The sequence below is a fragment of the Magnetospirillum sp. XM-1 genome (genome assembly GCF_001511835.1).
GTDB lineage: Bacteria > Pseudomonadota > Alphaproteobacteria > Rhodospirillales > Magnetospirillaceae > Phaeospirillum.
Genome location: NZ_LN997848.1, coordinates 979,385 through 999,151, shown reverse-complemented (window position 1 = coordinate 999,151; position 19,767 = coordinate 979,385). Strand labels below are relative to the sequence as shown.

General features: G+C 67.7%; 19 protein-coding genes. 12 read left to right on the top strand and 7 right to left on the bottom strand.

The genetic code is table 11. From position 1 onward, the window contains the following. Nucleotides 1-3 precede the first annotated feature (3 nt). The 12 genes from XM1_RS04770 to XM1_RS04720 all read left to right on the top strand — a co-directional run bounded on the left by XM1_RS04770 (nt 4) and on the right by XM1_RS04720 (nt 11,707). Nucleotides 4-954 (top strand): glycosyltransferase family 9 protein, encoded by a 951-nt coding sequence (locus tag XM1_RS04770; protein WP_068430551.1) that lies wholly within the window; start codon nt 4-6, stop codon nt 952-954. 85 nt (nt 955-1,039) lie between these two features. Next, complete coding sequence (locus XM1_RS04765) at nt 1,040-1,750, top strand: glycosyltransferase family 2 protein (RefSeq protein ID WP_068430548.1); 711 nt, start codon at nt 1,040-1,042, stop codon at nt 1,748-1,750. A gap of 13 nt (nt 1,751-1,763) precedes the next feature. Then, nucleotides 1,764-2,243: a cupin domain-containing protein gene (locus XM1_RS04760; protein WP_068430544.1), complete on the top strand. Its 480-nt coding sequence runs from the start codon at nt 1,764-1,766 to the stop codon at nt 2,241-2,243. Between the two features lie 4 nt (nt 2,244-2,247). Further along, the gene (locus tag XM1_RS04755; protein WP_068430542.1) at nt 2,248-3,486 is read left to right on the top strand and encodes a class I SAM-dependent methyltransferase; all 1,239 of its coding nucleotides are present in this window, start codon (nt 2,248-2,250) and stop codon (nt 3,484-3,486) included. After that, the gene (locus XM1_RS04750; protein WP_068430538.1) at nt 3,486-4,547 is read left to right on the top strand and encodes an NAD-dependent epimerase/dehydratase family protein; all 1,062 of its coding nucleotides are present in this window, start codon (nt 3,486-3,488) and stop codon (nt 4,545-4,547) included. Before XM1_RS04755 ends, XM1_RS04750 begins: the two co-directional genes overlap by 1 nt. Further along, a complete protein-coding gene (locus XM1_RS04745) occupies nt 4,525-5,472 on the top strand; it encodes a Gfo/Idh/MocA family protein (protein WP_082700380.1) in 948 nt (315 codons plus the stop codon). The genes XM1_RS04750 and XM1_RS04745 overlap by 23 nt, the downstream gene beginning before the upstream one ends. Before the next feature lie 69 nt (nt 5,473-5,541). Then, nucleotides 5,542-6,987 (top strand): SDR family NAD(P)-dependent oxidoreductase, encoded by a 1,446-nt coding sequence (locus XM1_RS04740; RefSeq protein ID WP_068430531.1) that lies wholly within the window; start codon nt 5,542-5,544, stop codon nt 6,985-6,987. A 151-nt stretch (nt 6,988-7,138) separates the two neighbouring features. Continuing rightward, complete coding sequence (locus XM1_RS04735; protein ID WP_197603107.1) at nt 7,139-7,372, top strand: acyl carrier protein; 234 nt, start codon at nt 7,139-7,141, stop codon at nt 7,370-7,372. Nucleotides 7,373-7,388: 16 nt separating this feature from the next. Next, on the top strand, nt 7,389-9,257 hold the full coding sequence (locus XM1_RS04730; RefSeq protein ID WP_068430525.1) for an HAD family hydrolase: 1,869 nt from the start codon (nt 7,389-7,391) through the stop codon (nt 9,255-9,257). Beyond that, nucleotides 9,254-9,376 (top strand): hypothetical protein, encoded by a 123-nt coding sequence (locus tag XM1_RS25125; protein ID WP_255360607.1) that lies wholly within the window; start codon nt 9,254-9,256, stop codon nt 9,374-9,376. The genes XM1_RS04730 and XM1_RS25125 overlap by 4 nt, the downstream gene beginning before the upstream one ends. After that, a complete protein-coding gene (locus XM1_RS04725; protein ID WP_156428649.1) occupies nt 9,357-10,496 on the top strand; it encodes a hypothetical protein in 1,140 nt (379 codons plus the stop codon). Before XM1_RS25125 ends, XM1_RS04725 begins: the two co-directional genes overlap by 20 nt. Then, on the top strand, nt 10,493-11,707 hold the full coding sequence (locus XM1_RS04720) for an MBOAT family O-acyltransferase (protein WP_068430521.1): 1,215 nt from the start codon (nt 10,493-10,495) through the stop codon (nt 11,705-11,707). Before XM1_RS04725 ends, XM1_RS04720 begins: the two co-directional genes overlap by 4 nt. On the opposite strand, the gene XM1_RS04715 is transcribed toward XM1_RS04720, so the two are convergent. From XM1_RS04715 to XM1_RS04685, 7 genes are read right to left on the bottom strand one after another with little or no spacing between them, the layout of a single operon-like run. Next, nucleotides 11,679-12,827 carry a glycosyltransferase family 4 protein gene (locus tag XM1_RS04715; RefSeq protein WP_068430518.1) on the bottom strand — a complete coding sequence of 383 codons (1,149 nt, stop codon included), beginning with the start codon at nt 12,825-12,827 and terminating at the stop codon, nt 11,679-11,681. The genes XM1_RS04720 and XM1_RS04715 overlap by 29 nt on opposite strands. Continuing rightward, entirely contained in the window at nt 12,824-14,050 is a 1,227-nt protein-coding gene (locus XM1_RS04710; protein WP_156428648.1) for a hypothetical protein, read from the bottom strand. The genes XM1_RS04715 and XM1_RS04710 overlap by 4 nt, the downstream gene beginning before the upstream one ends. Further along, entirely contained in the window at nt 14,047-15,303 is a 1,257-nt protein-coding gene (locus XM1_RS04705; RefSeq protein WP_369816040.1) for an oligosaccharide flippase family protein, read from the bottom strand. Before XM1_RS04705 ends, XM1_RS04710 begins: the two co-directional genes overlap by 4 nt. Beyond that, the gene (locus tag XM1_RS04700; RefSeq protein WP_082700379.1) at nt 15,303-16,427 is read right to left on the bottom strand and encodes a glycosyltransferase; all 1,125 of its coding nucleotides are present in this window, start codon (nt 16,425-16,427) and stop codon (nt 15,303-15,305) included. The genes XM1_RS04705 and XM1_RS04700 overlap by 1 nt, the downstream gene beginning before the upstream one ends. Next, on the bottom strand, nt 16,424-17,461 hold the full coding sequence (locus XM1_RS04695) for a glycosyltransferase (RefSeq protein WP_068430507.1): 1,038 nt from the start codon (nt 17,459-17,461) through the stop codon (nt 16,424-16,426). Before XM1_RS04695 ends, XM1_RS04700 begins: the two co-directional genes overlap by 4 nt. Next, nucleotides 17,458-18,573 (bottom strand): glycosyltransferase family 4 protein, encoded by a 1,116-nt coding sequence (locus XM1_RS04690; RefSeq protein WP_068430504.1) that lies wholly within the window; start codon nt 18,571-18,573, stop codon nt 17,458-17,460. Before XM1_RS04690 ends, XM1_RS04695 begins: the two co-directional genes overlap by 4 nt. Then, nucleotides 18,570-19,766 (bottom strand): glycosyltransferase family 4 protein, encoded by a 1,197-nt coding sequence (locus tag XM1_RS04685; RefSeq protein WP_068430501.1) that lies wholly within the window; start codon nt 19,764-19,766, stop codon nt 18,570-18,572. Before XM1_RS04685 ends, XM1_RS04690 begins: the two co-directional genes overlap by 4 nt. Between the last annotated feature and the right edge of the window lies 1 nt (nt 19,767).

Genomic DNA, 19,767 nt, shown 5'->3' with positions numbered 1-19,767 from the left:
CCATTGCGCATCCTGTTCGTCACCGCCAGCCGCATCGGCGATGCGGTGCTGTCCACCGGGTTGCTGGCCCATCTGGCGGAGCAGCATCCCCGGGCCCGCTTCACGGTAGCCTGCGGTCAAGCGGCGGCGGGATTGTTCCAACCAGCCCCCTTCGTGGAGAAGGTCATCCCCATGGTCAAGCGCCGGCGCGCCGGCCATTGGGTCGACCTGTGGCGGCAGACGGCGGGAACCTACTGGCATCAGGTGATCGACCTGCGTGGCTCGGGCCTGGGCTGGCTGGTGCCGACGTTCAGGCGCAAGATCATCAAGTCCTCGTGGGAGCCCAGGCACCGGCTGCTGCATCTTTCCGCCCTGCTGGGCATCGACCGGCCGCTGGCGCCCGTCCTGTGGTCCACCCCTGCCCAGGAGGCCGAGGCCGCCCGGCTGATGGGCGACGGCCCCGTCCTGGCGCTGGGCCCCGGCGCCAATTGGGCGCCCAAGCAATGGCCGGCCGAGCGCTTCGCCCAGCTGGCCCGACAGCTGACCGGCGAAGGCGGCATCCTGGCCGGAGCCAGGGTGGCGCTGTTCGGCTCCGAGTCCGAGCGTCCGTCCCTTCGGCCCCTGATCGAATCCGTTCCGGCAGAGCGTCGCATCGACCTGATCGGCAAGGTGGACCTGGCCACCCTTCATGCCTGCCTCAAGCGGGCCAGCCTGTATGTGGGCAACGATTCCGGCCTGATGCACATCGCGGCGGCCTCGGGCACGCCGACGCTGGGGCTGTTCGGTCCGTCGTCGGAAGTGTTCTACGGCCCCTTCGGCCCCCGCTGCGCCTCGGTGCGCGGCCCGCGTTCGTTCGAAGACATTTGCCACGCCCCCGATTTCGACCACCGCCGCTCCGACTGCCTGATGCTGGACCTCGGCGTGGATCAGGTCGTCGGGGCCGTCGGGAGCCTGTGGGCGACGACACACCCGTAACCCATGGCAATGCCCGCTTGCATTGCTGTCGAACCTGTGGCTAGAACTGCCCCCAACCGGCCCTGACGCGACCCAGAGGTATTCCTTGTCTGAAGCCAATCAGTCCATCAAGGTCAGCGTCATCATTCCCGCCTACAACGAGGAAAAGACCATCGCCCAGGTGCTGGAGCGGGTGCGCACTCAGGCCGTTCCCGGCATCGAGCTGGAAATCGTGGTGGTCAATGACGGCTCCAAGGACCGCACCAAGGAGATCCTCGACGCGCGGCCCGAGCTGTACGACCGGGTGGTGCATCAGGCCAATGGCGGCAAGGGTGCGGCGGTCAAGGCGGGGCTGGCGGTGGCCGGCGGCGATTTCGTGCTGTTCCAGGACGCCGACCTGGAATACGACCCCGACGATTACGCCCGCCTGTTGAAACCGGTGCGCGATTTCGGTGCCGACGTGGTGATGGGGTCGCGCTTCGCCGCGCCCGAGTACACCAGGGTGTTCTATTTCTGGCACAAGATCGGCAACTGGGCGATCACCTTCCTGTTCAACGTGCTGAACAACACCACCTTCAGCGACATCTATTCCTGCTATCTGTGCTACCGCCGCTCGCTGGTGGACGGCGCGGCCTTGCGCACCATGGGCTGGGAGCAGCACGCCGAGATTCTGTCCAAGGCGGTGGCGGCGGGCCGGGTGTTCTACGAAACGCCCATCTCGTATCACGGCCGCACCTACGCCGAAGGCAAGAAGATCAAGGCCCACCACATCATCGCGGTGTTCGCCACCATCATCCGCGAACGCTTCGTCCGCTAGGGAGACCGATTGCATGTCCCACGACCACTACCACGACATCGAGCCGGTAACCGAGGAGGAGAAGCTCTCCTGGCCGCCCTTCGACAAGGTCGTAAAGCTGGAGAAGGCCTTCACCGACGCGCGCGGCACCATCCAGCCGCTGGTCGACCGGCTGATGAAGAGCGCGGTGCTGATCGAGTCCAAGAAGGGGTCCTTGCGCGCCAACCACTACCACAAGACCGACTGGCATTACTGCTACGTGGTGTCGGGCTCCATCGAGTACTGGCACCGCCCCACCGGCTCCACTGAGGAGCCGAGCAGGATGATCGTCAAGGCGGGCGAGATGATGTTCACGCCGCCCATGGTCGATCACGGCATGGTGTTCCCCGAGGATTGCACCTTCCTGACGCTGTCGCGCAATTCCCGCGATCAGGCCGCCTACGAGGCCGACGTGGTGCGCATCGACCTGCTGGCCACCGAGGGCCTGACCTCGTGGAAGCCGGGCGACAAGTAAGACCATGAGTCACCACCGCCGCGACACCTGCCGCCTGTGCGGCTCGAAGCGCCTGACCGAGGTGGTCAGGCTGGCCCCCACGCCGCCGGCCAATGCCTTCGTCCCGGCTTCGGACCTGGACAAGGCGCAGGAGCGCTTCCCGCTCGACGTGTTCTTCTGCGAGGATTGCGCCCATGTCCAACTGCTGGACGTGGTCGATCCCCGCGTGTTGTTCGAGCATTACGTCTACGTCTCAGGCACCTCGCCTGTCTTCGTGAAGCATTTCGAGGATTACGCCGCCTTCGTCATGGAGCGGTTCAAGCCGGTGGCGGGCGGGCTGGTGCTGGACATCGGCTCCAACGACGGCACCTTGCTGTCCTTCTTCCAGAAGGCCGGCATGCGGGTGCTGGGCATCGATCCGGCCCAGGAAATCTCGGCGGAAGCTACGGCGCGCGGCATTCCCACCATCTGCGGCTTCTTCGGGGCCGACAAGGGCACCGAGATCGCGGCCGCTCACGGCAAGGCCGAGGTGATCACCGCCAACAACGTCTTCGCCCATATCGACGACCTGTCGGGAGTGGTGGACGGAGTGCGCGGCCTGCTGTCGCCTTCCGGCGTGTTCGTCTTCGAGGTGTCCTATCTGGTGGACGTGTTCGAGAACACCCTGTTCGACACCATCTACCACGAGCATCTGGACTACCACTCGGTGGGTCCGCTGATCCGCTTCTTCGCCGCCAAGGGCATGGAGCTGGTCGAAGCCATCCGGGTCGGCTCGCACGGCGGGTCCTTGCGCGGCATCGCCCAGCTCAAGGGCGGCCCGCACAAGGTGGGCGCCTCGGTGGCCGAGGCGGTGGCGCTTGAGGAGAAGCTGGGCCTGGACAAGGCCGCGACGCTTTCCAAATTCGCCGCCGACATCGAGGCACTGGGCGCCGAGCTGAATGCCCTGCTGAAGACGCTCAAGGCCCAAGGCAAGCGCATCGGCGGCTTCGGCGCGCCGGCCAAGGCCACCACGCTGATGTACCATTTCGGCATCGGCCCCGAGTTGATCGACTTCATCATCGACGATTCGCCGCTCAAGCAGGGGCTCTATTCCCCCGGTATGCACATCCCGGTGGTGTCGTCGGCGGACGGCTTCGCCAAAAAGCCCGATTACCTGGTGATCCTGGCCTGGAACTTCGCCCAGGCCATCATCGGCAAGAACGCCGCCTTCCGCACCGGTGGCGGCAAATTCATCATCCCTATCCCCAAGGTCGAGGTCGTCTGATGGCCGAATTTCTACTGAAGTCCGATATCGCCGAGATCTGCGAGCGCCTGGGCGACACCGCCCACGACTTCGCCGGCAAGACCGTGCTGCTGACCGGCGGGCGCGGCTTTCTCGGCCGCTATTTCATGGAGATCTTCGCCTATCTCAACGCCCACGTGCTGAAGAAGCCGGTGAAACTGGTCGCCGCCGACAACCTGATCTCGGCGGGCAAGGAAGGCGCCAACGTCACCGATTATCCCCATACCGAGTTCCTGAAGCACGACGTGATTCAGCCGCTGAAGTGGAAGGGTGCGCTCGACTACGTCATCCACGCCGCCGGTATCGCCAGCCCGTTCTATTACCGCGCCCATCCGCTGGCCACCCTGGAAGTGGCCATCACCGGCACGCGGCGCATGCTGGAACTGGCCCAGGAGCACGGGGCCCGCTTCACCTTCTTCTCGTCGTCCGAGATCTACGGCGATCCCGATCCCAAGCACGTGCCCACGCCGGAAAGCTATCGCGGCCACGTGTCCTGCCAGGGCCCGCGCGCCTGCTACGACGAGTCCAAGCGGGTCGGCGAGACGCTGTGCTACATCTTCCACGGCGAGCACGGCACCAAGACCAATACCATCCGCCCGTTCAACGTGTTCGGCCCAGGCATGCAGGAGACCGATTACCGGGTGCTGCCCAATTTCGCCAGCCGTATCAAGGGCGGTTATCCGCTCAACGTCTATGGCTCGGGCAACCAGACGCGCACCTTCTGCTACATCACCGACGCCATGGTCGGCTTCCTGCTGGTGATTCTGCGCGGCGTGCCGGGCGAGGCCTACAACATCGGCAATCCCAAGCCGGAAATCTCCATGGTGGACCTGGTCGAGCGCATTTCCCAGGTGACCGGCAAGCCGGTGGCCCACAACGTCATCGAGTACCCGGATTCCTATCCCGCCGACGAACCCAACCGCCGCTGCCCCGACATCCGCAAGGCCAAGCTGCAGCTCAAGTTCGAGCCCAGCGTCGACCTCAACGAAGGCCTGCGCCGTTTCCTGACCTGGGCCGACGGTGTCTATACCGGCGAGCAGTAACACCCCTGTCCGCCTCGCCCTGATCGGGGCGGGGCGCTGGGGGCGGAACTATATCCGCACCATCGCCGGACTGCCCGGTACGGCGTTGGTGCGCCTGGCCAGTTCCAACCCGGACAGCCGCACCATTGTCCCGCCGGATTGCACGGTGGACAGTGACTGGCGCGCCGTCGTCACCGCCCCGGAGGTCGAGGCGGTCATCGTTTCCACTCCGCCCGCCAGCCATGCCGAGATCACCCTGGCGGCCATCGCCGCCGGCAAGGCGGTGCTGGTGGAAAAGCCCCTGACCTTGGATGTGGCGGAAGCCGAGACCATCGCCCGGGCGGCGCGAGATGCCGGTGTGATGGTCTGGGTCGAGCACACCCAATTGTTCAACCCCGCCTGGATGGCGCTCAAGGCCGCGTTGACGTCCATCGGTCCGATCCTGGCCGTCCGCTCGGAAGCCGGCAATCACGGCCCCTACCGCAAGGGCGGCGTCCCCATGCTGTGGGACTGGGGCTCCCATGATGTTGCCCAGATCCTCGACCTGATGGGCCGCGATCCGGATTCGGTGTCGGCCGCCTGGACGGCACGGGGAGAAAAAGAGGGGGGTGATGCCGGCGACGTAACCCTGACCCTCCGGTTCGGCTCCGTCGAGGCTCGGACCCGGCTGTGCAACACCATGGACAAGTGCCGGCGGCTGGCGGTTCATGGCGAGCGGGGCGTGCTGCTGTTCGACGACGTGGCCATGAACAAGCTTACCCGCCATCCGCCGTCACCGGGTTTCCCTTGGCCGGCGGGCATCGGAGAGCCCCTGGCGGTGGAGCCGGAAATGCCGCTGGCCCGCGCCGTCCGCCTGTTCACCCAGGCGGTGCGCGCCCCCGCCTCCGGTCCCAGTCCGCTGGACCTGGGGCTGCGGGTGGTCCGGGTGCTGGCGGCAAGCGGCTGAAGTCCCTTGTCCCGGCCCGGCCCGACGTTTAGTTAAGGACCGCCCTTCCATCGTCGTGGAACATCCGCCATGTCCAAAGAAGCCCCCGTGATCCTTGGCACGCGCCGGTTCGACATCCGGGATCAGGAGGTCTTCGCGCGGCTGTCCGGCGATGGCAACCCCATTCATATGGACGCCTTGGCGGCGCGGCGTTCCATCGTCGGCGACGTGGTGGTGCATGGAATCCACACGGTGTTGTGGGCGCTGGAGCAATTGGCCCAATCCCCCGCCTGCCCCGATGGCATCGGCAGCCTGGAAGTGCAGTTTCCCCACCCGGTCTATCTCGGCGAGGAGATCAGCCTGCGGCTGCGCCGCCACGATGGCGCCGATCTGCGCCTTGCCGTCGTGGCCGGCGACAAGGTTGCCGCCTCCATCCGCCTGGGCGGTGCGGCGCTGCCGCAAGCCTCCGACGAGGTGCGGGACTCTGTCCTGGCCCCGCCTGCCGCTCCCCGGGACATCGCCTTCGATGATCTTGCCGGTCAGCACGGCACCGTCCCCCATGTGGTGTCGGCCGATGACTTCGTCTCGATCTTCCCCACCGCCGCCGCCCGGTTCGGCGCGCCGGTCCTGCGGGATCTGGCGGCCTGCTCGCAACTGGTGGGGGTGTATTGCCCGGGGTTGCGATCGGTCTTTTCCCGCCTTGCCTTGCGCTGGCATCATCGCGGTCTGACGCCCCCCCTGGAATACCGGGTCACCGACACGGATTCCCGCTTCAGCATGGTCACCATGACGGTGGGCAACGGCGCCTTCGATGGCACCATCCAGGCGTTCTCGCCCCCGCCCCCGCCAAGCCAGCCGTCATTGGCCGATCTGGCCCGACACGTCGCGCCCGACGCCTTCGCCGGACAGACCGCGCTGGTGGTCGGCGGTTCGCGCGGGCTGGGCGAACTGACCGCCAAAGCCATCGCCGCCGGCGGCGGTCGGACCTGGGTGACCTATGCGGTGGGGCGAGACGATGCCGAGCGCGTCGTGGAGGAAATCCGCCGTTTCGGAGGAGAGTCCCAGTGCTTCGCCTACGACGTCACCCAGCCGGCGGCGACGCAACTGGCCGGGCTGGGGCCGAACCGTCCCAGCCATGTCTACTACTTCGCTACCGGCTACATCTCGCGCGCCCGGACCATGGCCTTCGACGCCGCCCTGCTGGAGCGTTTCATGGCCTTTTACGTCCAGGGCTATCACGCCCTGCTTCAAGCCTTGTGGGATGGGGGGGCCAGAGACGTGACCGGCTTCTACCCGTCGTCCGTCTTCGTCACGGAACGGCCCAGGGGCATGACCGAATACGCCATGGCCAAGGCCGCCGGCGAAATCCTGGTGGCCGACCTGGAAACCCTGTTTCCCGGCTATCGCTCCCATGGAGTCCGCCTGCCCCGGCTGCTCACCGACCAGACGGCCGAGATCCTGCGGCAGGGCCTGCCCCCGGCGATCGACGTGCTCCTGCCGGAATTGCTCGCCATTCGGGGAGGGGCTGCCAGGTAACCCCCCATGACCCTCGCCCCTCGGCAAGAGACGGAAAAACGCGCGTTTCCACCATCCGTTTGCCCCGGCCTGTCCGCGGCGTGATTGATCCATCGCACCCGGACATGGTATATACCCCCGCCCTGTCCGAACCCCATCCGCGAGGAAAATCGTGAATATTTACGAGAGGTTGACACCGATCTTCCAGGATGTGTTCGACAATGACGACGTGATCGCCACCCCCACGCTGACCGCCGCCGAGGTCGAGGGCTGGGACTCCTTATCGCATATCCGCCTAGTGGTCGCCGTCGAGTCCGAGTTCGGAATCAAGTTCAGTATCTCTGAGCTGACCGGCCTCAAGAATGTGGGCGCCATGGTGGCCTTGATCGAGGCGAAGACCTCCTGATGCCCCGCCGGTCGCCGTGACCAATCCGTCCACCCTGCCCTGGCTTGCGCCGCCGCCCGCCGATTTTCGCGAAAAGGCCCGGACGGCCGCCGATGGCCCCGCCTTGCGCGCCCTGGCCGGCTTCGCCCTCGATGCCAACAAGGCCGCCGCCCTGGCCAAGGCGGCCGACCGCCTGCGGCCCGGCGGCATCGCGGGTCTGGATCCCGTGCGCCTGGGCCTGCTGTCCAATGCCACCACCGACCTGATCGTTCCCGCCCTGGTGGCGGCGGGATTGCGCCACGGCCTGCTGCTCGACGTGGTGACCGGGTCCTATGGGCAGCTGTTCCAGCAGGCCAACGACCCCGAGTCCGAGATCAACCGGGCGCGGCCCGATCTGGTGCTGCTGGCGCTCGACCACCGCGGGCTGGGCCTTGCCGCCGGCCAGCCGGACGGCGTGACCCGCGCCCTGGCCGAACTAGATGGACTCCGCCGCGGCCTTGCTGCCCATTGCCGCGCCCCGGCCATTTTCCAGACCATCGCCGTCCCGCCCGAGCCCCTGTTCGGCAGCCTGGACGCCCGCCAGCCGACGACCCTGCGCCGCATGGCCGCCGACTTCAACGCCGGACTGGTGACGGGTCTGGAGAACGGTACCGACTACCTCCTGGATGTGGCCGGGCTGGCGGAATCCGTGGGCACCGCCCAATGGCATGACCCCGGACAGTGGTTCCTGGCCAAGTTACCCTTCGCCCAGGGCCTCGTCCCCCTCTATGCCGAACACGTCGCCCGTTTGCTGGCGGCCGTAAAGGGCCGGTCGCGTAAATGCCTGGTCCTCGACCTGGATAACACCCTATGGGGTGGAGTGATCGGCGATGACGGCCTGGACGGCATCGTGGTGGGCCAGGGCGACGGGCTGGGCGAAGCCCATCTGGCCGTCCAGCATCTGGCCCTGGAACTGAACCGGCGCGGCGTGGTGCTGGCCGTCTGTTCCAAGAACGACGACGCCAATGCCCGCCTGCCGTTCCGCGCCCACCCCGACATGGCGCTGCGCGAGGAGCACATTGCGGTCTTCCAGGCTAACTGGTCGGACAAGGCCAGCAATATCGAAGCCATCGCCCGCCGTCTCGACCTCGGTCTCGACGCCATGGTGTTGTTGGATGACAACCCCGCCGAGCGAGCCCAGGTGCGCGCCGCCCTGCCCATGGTGGCGGTGCCCGAGCTGCCGGCCGATCCGGCGCAGTTTGGCCGCATCCTGTCCTGGGCCGGCTATTTCGAGGCAGTGGCCTTTTCCGCCGACGACCGCAAGCGGGCCGAGCAGTACCGCGCCAATGCCGAGCGGGCCCAGTTGAAGGAGACAGTCCGCGACCTGGGCGACTACCTGGCCTCGCTGGAGATGACCCTTTCCGTCGCGCCTTTCGATTCCGCCGGACGCGGCCGTATCGCCCAGCTGATCAACAAGTCCAACCAGTTCAACCTGACCACCCGCCGCCGTACCGAGGCCGAACTTGCCGAACTGGCGGCCGATCCCTCGGTCTTCACCCTGCAGGCGCGCCTGGTGGACCGCTTCGGCGACAACGGCATGATCGGCGTGACCATCTGCCGACCGGCCGCCGCCGACTGGGAGATCGACACCTGGCTGATGAGCTGTCGGGTGCTTGGCCGCAAGGTCGAGAACGCCGTGCTGGCCGAAATCGCCGCGGCCGCCAGAGCTGCCGGCGTGGCGGGGGTGATCGGCCGCTTCATCGCTTCGGGACGCAACGAGATGGTGCGCGACCATTACGCCCGGCTGGGTTTCACGCCGCTGGGCGATCAGCCGGACGGCTCGACCCTGTGGCGGCTGGATCTGGCAGGGTGGCAGGCCCCGGCCCTGCCCATGCGCGTCGAGCGGCGGCCGGAGACGGTCCGATGAAGACCCTTCGCCTGTCCCCTGCCCTGTCCCTGGCCTGGCTGATGGTCAAGCTGGTCGTCGGGGTATTGCTGGCGGTCAATCTGGGGGAGGCGGTGGTCATTGCCTATCAGCAGTTCTAGCCGTGCGCTCGGCGCCCTGCTCTTGCTGCTGGCCATTGTGTCCGGCGCGGAGATGCTGGCCCGGACGGTGCTTTTCCCCCATTACCGGGCGCTGTCGCCCGATGTGGTCGGTCCCAACCCCTATTTCGGCACCTATACCCGGCCCAACCTGGCCGAGCGCCGGTTCAGCCCCGGCAATTTCGACGTGGTCAACCGGACCAATTCCTATGGCCTGCGCGGCCGCGAGCAGGGGTTCGAGGACGACCTGAACGGCATTTGGGTATCGGGGGAATCCAACGCCTTCGGCACCGCTCTCGACGACGACCAGATCCTTTCGGCGCGGCTTCAGCAGCGGGGCTACCACGTGGCCAATCTGGCCAACGAAGGCGGTGGTCCCGGCACCCAGTACCCGGTGATGCGCAAGCTGGCGGATCTGGGGTTCCGGCCTAAGATGGTGGTCTATGTCATGACCCTCAATGACGGCATCCAGGCCTATGGTCCGCTGGATGCCGAGCCGGCGGCCGTGCCCCTGCCCCTGGCCCATCAGACATTGACGGCCAGCATCGGGCGGCTTTTCCGCATCGAGATGATCAAGCCCATGGGCCTCAAGACCACCTTGCTCCGGTCCAGCGCCCTTTATTGCTGGATCAAGCTCAAAGCCACCGAGGCCCCGCTGGTGCAGGCGTGGATGACCCGGATCGGCGCGGTTCGCGACATCGATCTGGTGCCGAGCGGCAACCCCGACCTGATGCGGCGCGACCCTGGCCCCCTCGACCCGTTGTTCGACCAGACCGCCGACGCCGTCGCCCAGATGCGCGATCTGGTGGAGGGGCGGCTGGGAGCCCGCTTCATGGTCGTGCTGCTGCCCGCCCACCATGCGCTTTATCCGTCGCGCTTCGGGAAATACGCGGCCCATGCCGGGCTGGACCGCGCCCTCTATGATCCCGACCGACCCATACGGCGTCTGACCCAGGCGCTGGAAGCCCGCCACGTGGCCTGGCTGGATTCCACGCCGGCCCTTCGCGCCGCCGGCGACCCCCAACTGATCTTTCCCAATGACGGTCATTTCAACGCCAAGGGTCACGCCATCCTGGCCGATCTTGTGGCTGCGTTCCTGCCCCGGCCGGAGGCGCGCCCATGATCGGCCCACTGCCCCCCCTGGCTGCCGACGGCATCGGCTTCGCCAGCCTGGCCTCGCTGTGTATCCTGGCCGCATGGTACGCCCCGGCCGCCTTTCCCCTCGTCCTGGCCACGGCCAGCGCGGTGGTGGCGCTCAGTTGGCTGCACGGCCTCGATCTGGCCGTGCTGGCCGTCTTCCTGGTACCGCCCTACGCGGTCGCCCGCTGGACCTGGGGACGGCCCGAACGCGCCGACGGCAAGGTAATCGTCGCGGCCATCGCCCTCCAGACCGCCATGTTCCTGGTAATCAAGGGCTATCCCGGAGCCAGCCTGCTGCAGCCGTGGGCGCAGCCGGTCGCGGTGGTCGGAATTTCCTACATGCTGTTCCGCCAGTTGCAGCTGATGATCGATGCGCCCAATATGGGCGATGTGAAGCTGACCCCGTACCGCTACCTGACGTGGCTGTTGGCCTTCTGGACCCTGCTGGCGGGGCCGATCCAACGCTACGGCGACTTCGTCGCGGGCCTGAAGGGCGTCCACCGCCCCGGCCGCGACGAGGCCCTGGCGGCCGCCCACCGGGCGGTCAACGGCTTCATCAAGGCCTTCGTCCTGGCCCCCGTGCTGCTGGGACCGTCCAAGGTGACCCTGCTGGCGCGGCCGGGCAGCGACTGGCTCGATCTCGCCGTGATCTTCTACACGTTCCCGTTCTACCTCTACCTGAACTTCGCCGGCTATACCGACATGATGATCGGCATCGCCCGGCTTTGCGGCTTCACCACCCTGCCCGAGAATTTCAACGCCCCCTATCTGGCACGGAACTGCCAGGAATTCTGGGGACGCTGGCATATGTCGCTGAGCAGCTGGATTCGCGACTATCTGTTCGCACCGCTGTCGCTCGCCATCCACCGGCGGCTGCCGGCCAGGTTCCACTCGCTGGCCCTGGCCGCGGCGGTGATGATGACCTTCGTGGTGGTCGGCGCCTGGCACGGCACCACCGGCGCCTTCATCGTGTTCGGCCTGATGCATGGCGTCGGCGTGCTGGCGGTGGCGGTCTGGGACGGCCTGCTGAAGAAGCGACTGGGCCGGGCGGCGCGCAAGGCCTTCGTGGAAAGACCCTGGGTCCGTGTGACCGCCACCGTCCTGACCTTCCACTACGTGGCGGCGGCCATGGCGCTGGTCAACAACTCCCTGGAGGAGATCACCGTCAGCCTGTCGGCGTTCCTGCGCCTTTGACCCGCTCAAGAGCTGCGACGGCGCGGCGGCCGTAATCGGCCCAGGTGAAGCCGGCGACCACGGCGCGGCGGCCGGCGGCGGCCATGGCTTCGCGATGGCGGGGATTATCCAGGGCGCGGCGCAGCCCCGCTTCCAGAGCGGTACCGTCACCGGGGGCCACCAGAATGGGCAGGGCGTCGGGAACGTCCACGGCACCGGTGGCGGTGCTGGCCACCACCGGCAGTCCCGCCGCCATGGCCTGGAGCACCACCATGCCGAACCCCTCTTCCATAGACGGCAAGCAGAACAGGTCGGCGTCGGCGAAGGCTCGGACCAACGCCTCTCCCCGCAATGGCCCATGCAGATGCACCCGCTCGCCCGGCCATCGCGTCAACAGGGGTTGGAACGCGGACTCCACGGGGCCGACCAGATGCAGTTCGGCATCGCCACCCAGGCGCGCGAAAGCGTCCAGCAGCCAGGGCACGCCCTTGCGCACCCCCACCTGGCCGACGAACAGGATGCGCGGCGGCCCTGGACGGCGCGACGGCACCACGCGTGCAAAGCGCTCCAGGTCCACGCCATAGGGATTGACGGCCACCTTGGCCGCATCCACCCCTTGGGGGGCGAACGTGGCGGCGGCGGCGGACGAACCGGTGACCACCAGATCGGCGAGGGCATATTCCTCGACCTCGCGGGCCATCAGGCGCGGATCGATGCCGGCGAACCGTAGGCCCAGCCGGGCGTGGGCCTCGGCCAGCACGGCGTTCTGATGGACGATATGGGTCGAGCCGCGCTCGATCACCACCGCCATGCCGCGGCGGCGTGCCTCGCGCACCGCCTCCAGCGAGGCTCCACTCCACCCCACCAGGATATCGGCTCCTTGGGGCAGCGTGGCGGCGGCGAAGGCGCCGAAGCGGCGGGCGATCAGATGGTCGGGCGTGGCGACGCCCAGCTTGCCGCACAGGCGCCGCAGCGCCTCCAGCCAGGGCGCGGTGCGCAAGGCCACGCCCTCGGGCAGAAAGTGCCGCGCCACCATGGCGGGATAGGTGGTGGCCAATTGGGCCAGACAGCCGTGACGGGACAGTTCCCCCGCCAGCTCGAAGGCGTGGAAACGGCCATGGACACATAAGGCGACCTTCATCGCGCCCTCCCCGCCGCGCGGGTCAGCACCGCTTCCAGCTTCACGGCCTGGGCCGCCCAGGTGTAACCCGCCAGAACGCCGCGATCCACGCCGGTTCCCTGGGCAGTCCGTCCCCGCCAGGTGCGTTCCAGGGCCTGGGCCAGGGCCTCGGAATCCGGGCACAGGCTCAAGTCTCCGCCGCAAGTGGCGGCGATATCGACCGCTTCGGCGGTTTCGGTTGGAAAGGCGGCGATGGGGCGGTCGGCGGCCAGCAGTTCGAACACCTTGTGGTGGAACCAGCCGGGCTGGCCCACCATCCGGCCGTAAAGGTTCAGAAAGGCCTGCCGCTGCAGCCCGGCCAGATCTCCCAGGGCAATAAACGGCCGGATATCGAGACCGCAACGCCCCTTCAGGGCGGCGGCCTCCCGCCTGACCAGTTCATGCTCGCCACCGGCATAGGTGAACACGATTTCACGCCGCGCGTCGTCGGGCAGGTGGTCGAGAAAACGGCCGATCCCGGCCATCATGCCATCCAGCCAGCCATAGCTGCTGCCGGTGACAGTGATGCGGAACGGCAGGGAGGGCGGCGCCGGCGTCAGCAATTCTTCCGGAATCCCGCTGTAGATGGCGGTCTTTGGCAGGCGAAAATGCCGGCCGGAATTATCCAGGTGCCCCTGGGACAGGCCGGTACAGGCGGCGGCATCGGCGAAGCGCCGCGCCACCAGCCCGCTGACCGGACGGGGCACGAAGGCCTCCCACACGTCCTTGATGTCCATGACCCAGGGGCAGCGGGACAGGGCGGCAATTCCCCGGGCAATGGACCAGGCGTCGGTATTGCCGAACGTTCCCCAGGTCACCTCGGGCCGGAACACCTCGGCCAACAGGGGCCAATAGGCGGCGCTGCCTTCGCGCCAGTCGGTGAAGACCCCGCCATGACGCAGGTAATGCCCGGCCAGCACCAAACGGCGGAGCGGACGCGGCAGACCGCCGTTCCGCGCCGCCGCCAGCAGCGGCAAGGGGCGGGACGGGCATGCCAGAAGAAACGGCTGGCGCCAGTCGTGGACGGCCAAGGCTGCCGCCACATGCGCCGGATCGGCGGGAGGCTCGGTCGGATCAAGGGCGCCGGTCAGCAGAACGACCCGGTGACCCAGCTCGGCCAGGGCTGCAGCAAAGCGCGCCACCCGCACCGCTCCGATGACCGGCGCGTCGGGGTGATGGTGGTTGACCGCGACGATCCGCATCACCGCACGCTCCGCCGGATGGCAAGGCCGGTAATCAGGGTTGTCGCCGAAAGGACGGCCACCGCCGACATGACGATACCCAGCCTGGCCGCCGACGCATCGCCGGCCACCAGCAGGCAGCCCAAGCCGAAGATGACGTATTGCATCGCCCGCCCGGTCAGCAGCAGGGCGTTTTGGCGCTGCGCCAGACAATAGGCGCGCACCAACTCGAACATGCTGTAGCCCAGGACCACGCCGGCCATGGCCGCCATGACCGGTCCGGCCTCGCGCCAGCCCGCCCCGAACAGCCAGGGAATCACCACGTCGGCAAAGGTCCAGGCCCCCGCCGCGGCGCCGGCCAGCAGCAGGAACAGCAGGCCTCCGATCCGCACCAGGGTATGAAACGCGTCATGCCCCCCGACGCGGCAGAAGACGTTGCCGGCCAATCGCACCACCACCGGGGACAGAAGCTGGTGAGGCACCAGAGCGAGACGCTGCGCCTGAACGAACAATCCGGTACCGTGGGTGCCGCACAGCATGCCCACAGCCAGGGTCACCAGACGCTGGAACCCGCCGTCGACGATGCCGTCCAGCCACGGAACCCGTGTCGCGGTCAACAGGCCACGCCATTCCGCCAGACTGACCCACCGCAACGGCCAGCGGGGAATGGCGCCAATCCTCAACATCATGGCGAGACGCACCACCACCACCACCGCCTCGCGCAGATAGAGGCTGGCCACCCCCGCCCCGGCCAGGGCCAGAAGCAACGCCGCCGCGTGCCCGGTGACCTGCGAGCCGGTCTCGATGGCGGTCAGGTGGCGATAGGGCATGCCGCGTTCGAAGAAGGTGGTCACCGAGTTGAGCCAGTGACCCAGCGCCAGGGTCAGGATCAGGGGAAAGACCCACAGGGACGAGATGCCGACCATGGCCTGCCAGATCAGCATGAGGACCAGGGAAAACACCGCCTCGATGGCCATGGCCGAGTTGAGGCGGTAGCGGAAGTCTTCGGTGTACTCGTCATCCCGGGCCAGGATCGCCAGCGTGCCGAGGCAGGGGGAAAAGATGACCTGCACCAAGCCGACACTGGCAAGAGCCAGGGCGAAGCCGCCGAAATCGGCCGGCACTAGGAGCCGCATCAAAATCAGTTGACTGGCGAACCCCGCCAACGACTGCACCAAGGAACTGCCCATGAGCAGCGCACCGTTACGCAGGAACGCCCGGCCCAACCCCAACTCAGCCGGTCCGTTATCGGAGGATGGCTCAGCCCCGTGGTTCATCAGCGCCGCATGGTCTCGAACAGCCCGATCAGACGGTCGACGTGATCGGACCATTGCAGGTCGGACAGCACCCGCGTCCGGCCGTCCACGGCAAGCCGCTGGCGCAGGGCCGGATCGGCGTCAAGGGCTAGGACCTGCTTCAGCATCTCCTCGGGCCGGAAGGGCGTGGCGTAAAGGGCGCAATCGCCGCAAACCTCGCGCGCCACCGGCGTGTCGGCGACCACCACCGGCAGACCGGAACTCAGCGCTTCGGCCATGGGATGACCGAAAGTCTCGGCCACCGCCGGAAAAACGAAAACGTCGTGACTGTTGTAAAGCTCGGGCAGTTGGTGATACGGCACCTTGCAAAGGGTCAGCTTACCCGCCGCCGAGAGGCGCTCCATGGCCCGCAGGTCAAGGGCGCCGCCCGGCGAGTTGGCCGCGTCTTCCATCTGCATGGTAATGGTGGCATGCGCCCGGATGCCGGCCGCCTCCAGCCGCTCCACCAGACGGCAAACATCACCCGGCGACTTATGGGGGTAATAGACCGACACGTACAGCAGGCGAAGCACCCCATCCTCGCGCCATATGCGGGATCGCTCGTTCAGATTGAAGACGCCGTCCAGGGTGCCATAACGATTGACCACGACCTTTTCGGCGCTTTCCGGCTGCCATTGGGCCAGCAGATCCTTCATGGCCTGGGAGGGAGCCATCACCTTGTCGGCCCAGATCATGGACTGCAGCATCAGCTTGCGCCGCATGAAGCGCCATGCGGCCAGCTTGATCCCCTGGCTGGGGGCGACGAAATGGAGATAGAAGGGGTCGAACAGGCCCCCCTCCCGCATCAGCAGAAGCTGCGGCACCGGCGAGCGCCGTATGCCGAAATTGGCCGACGAGAACAAGACGTCGGGATTGACCCGCGCCACGACCTTCGGCCAGACCAGTTGCTCCCACAGCAGGCGATGGGTGGGGTTGTAATTGGCGACCGGGTGGCGGATCGCCTCGATTCCCTCGGGAAGATCGAATTCCGGCGAGACCGCCACCACCACCTTGACACCACGGTCACGAAGCGACTTCAGCATATTGCTGGTATAGGTGAGGATGCCGCCACGCTTGGCGGAAAAGGCGTTCATCAGGATTCTCATGACGGACTCTTCGCGGCGGCAAGCACCCGTTCGAGGACTTCCCCATGGCCGAGCCCCAGGTCGCGGACCCGGGCGCGGCCGGCGGCGGCCACGGCGGCGCGGCCCGCATCGTCGGCCAGCCAACGGCGGCACTGGGCCACCAGCTCGTCGTCATCGCCGAAATAGGCCGCCGCATACTCGGACGGCAGCAGGGCCGCCATCTCGTCCGACCGTTCGTGCATCATGAACGCTCCGCACGCAGGAATCTCGATGGATCGGGTGGTCTGCCGATCCCGGTTGAAATGCCGCAGAAAGCATAGGTTGATCTTGCTGGCGCACAATACCCGGACATAATCCTCGCCGTATACCGGCTTGTTCTCCACCACGAGTCCGGGATGGGCGCCGACCAGACCGCCCCAGCCATTGCCCCACACCCGACATGTCAGCCCCGCCCGGGCGAGACGGAGAAGACTGGCGGCGCGCGGCGCCTCGAAAGTGCCGACAAAGCTGATGTCGGCGCCGAAGCGCGCCCGCTCCCCGGCATTGATCGCCAGGGGCCGGTGAAGCGACGGGTCGTAGGAATTGTTGACGAACAGAACCCGCCGCGCGCCGCGCGCCGGCATCTCCCCGGGCTCGGCGTTGAACGACTTGGTGGTCACCCACAGATCGAACTGGGGAATGGCGGCCGCCAGCCAGCGGGTCAGATGACGGGGATTGACCATGTCATCTTCCGAAATCCACACCAGCGCCAGGTCGGGATTGGCGGCTTTCATCGCCTGCAGGGTGCGGCGGCGCACGGTGCGGGCATTGTCGAACAGGGCCAGATCGAACTGGCGCGCGTCCAGGCCCGCCAGGGCGGCATTGACGCCGGCCAGATCGAAGGGAACCCGCAGGCGATAGCTGATGCGGTAGGCCAACGACGGCGCCCGCTCGCAGGAATGCCCCTCGGGCGTCGAGGGCACGAAGCGCACCGAGTGGCCCAACTGGCGCAAAGCCTCGAGCCGCTGCAGCGAGCGCGAGCCCGGAACCGATTCGGCGACGAACAGGATTCTCATGCGGAGCCTCCCCGCTGTCCGGTCACATCTCCCAGGGCCTGCTGCAACCCCTTAAGATCGGCGTTGAAATCCCAGCCTTCGATCCGGCGGCGCGCCTGCCCGCCCAAGTCTTGCGCGTGCGGCAGGACCCAGCGCAAGGCATCGGCCAGGGCCTCCACGTCACCCGGCGGCACCATGGCCCCCACCTGCCCGTCCACCAGATCATGGGCAGCGCCGCATTGGGTGCTGGCAATGACAGCGGTACCGCAGGCCATGGCCTCGTTGATGGCCAAGCCCCAGGCCTCACGCTCGGCGGCCAGGACGAAAACATCGGCCAGGGCGTAAAGCGCCGGCATCTCGGTCTGATTGCGAAAGCCGAGGAAATGGACATCCTCTCCCGCCGCCGCCGTCAGTTCGGCCGCCATCTCACCATCTCCGACGAAGACCAGCACGGGGCGGCCCTCGTGCGTGGGAAAGGCCTTCCGCCAGGCGGCGAGCAACGTATGCGGGTGCTTGCGGCGGCTGAGTTTGCCAGCGTACAGCACCACTTGCCGCCCGTCCGGCAGACCGAGCCGCGCGCGCAGATCGGGCGGCGCGGCGGCAGCATGGCGGGCGAAGAAGGCGTTGTCGACGGCATAGGGTATGGAGAACACCCGGTCGGGCGGCACCCCGAGACGGGCGTAATAGCGGGCGTTGCAGCTGCCGATGGCGAGGAAGCCGCGGCACAGGCGGAACAGGGTCCCGAGAGCGGCGCGCTTGGCCGCACCCCGCCAGCCGGGGCCATCGGGCATGGCGCCGTCCCAGTTCTCCCCCCGCATCAGCACGGGGCGCCGCAGCAGCTTGGCGGCCAGCAGCACCGCCTTCATCCGCCAGCCCTGCCAACCGTGCAGCCAGACCACGTCGGCCGCCCGCAGCTCGCGGCCGAGGGTGGCGGGGTCGAACCGCGCATGCTCGTACCCCTCCAGCAGCGGCACGTCCCAGTGCACGACGCGGCCGAAGCCGGGGTCCATCGCCCCATCGGGATAACGCAGGAACAGCACACGCAGATGAATGCCGGCTTGGGCAGCGATCAGCCGCAGCAGGGGGGCCTGGTACTGGATGGGGTGGCTGACCACGTAGAGCAGGCGGATCACGGCTCGTCCCCCCACCGTCGCCGCCAGTTGTCCGCCAGCCCCTCCTCGAAGGCCGCCAGCCCGAACCGCTCCACCGCCAGAGCACGCGCCGCCCCCGACATGGCGTCCCGCGCCGGCCGGTCGGCGACGATCGCCGCGATACGCTCGGCCAGGGACTTTGCATCTCCTTGCGAGAACCAGCCGGTCTGCCCGTCGATGACATAGTCGTCGGGTCCGTATCCCCGGGCCGCCGCGACCACCGGTACGCCGCAGGCCATGGCCTCGACCCCGACGATGCCCAGCCCCTCCTGCGCCGAAGGCAGGGCGAAGACGTCCAGGCTCTGGTAGAAGGCCGGCAAGCCTTCCGCCGGAACATGGCCGAGGAACTCGACCTCGCCGGCGATTCCCAGCCGTCCGGCCAGGGCCGGCAACTCCGGCGGCGCCTCGCCGGCCAGCCGCAGCCGGACGGGCACACCGGACCGGCGCATTTCGGCCACCGCCTCGAGCAACAGCGGCACCCGCTTGCGCGGATCGCCCAACCGCCCGGCAAAGCCGATGGTGCCGGGCTCGGCCGGTCGGGCCGGGGGCGTGAAGGCGTCAGAATCCGTGGGAATTGGCAGCAGATGGGGGTCGGTGCCGCCCTGTCCGGCCAGGGTCCGGCAGGTGTATCGGCTCACCCCCATGACCGAGCAGAGGGGCGAGGCCAGGACCCGGCGCTGCTGGGCGAGGAGCAGGGGGCGGACCACACTACGGTCCATCAGGCGCCGCCCCCATCCCATGGCCTCGACCCGGTCCCTGCGATCGTCATCCACCGGACAGGCGCACCACAGCAGATGGGGAACATCGCACTCCACCAGGATATTGGCCACCAGCGGCGTCCCGCCGATGGCCAGATGCCGGTCGTGGCGGGCCACCAACTCCCGCCAGGGAGCCGAGATTGCGGTATAGGGGGCCTCCAGCTCGGGGAAGCGGCAGCCGATCGCATGACAGGCAAAGTCGTCCCAGCACCGGCCTTCTGCCTGTCCGGGCCGCGCGCCGCGGAACAGCCGCCAGGATGGAACCACCAGATCCGGGTGGTCGCTCAGCGTGGCGTAGTAGGCGACGGTCACCGTCCAGCCCAACCGGCGCAGGCGGCCGGCCATGATGGCGGCCTTGGCCGGCACGCCGCCCCGGAAGGGCGGAAGAGTCACCAGCAGCAGCGACCCGCGGCTCATG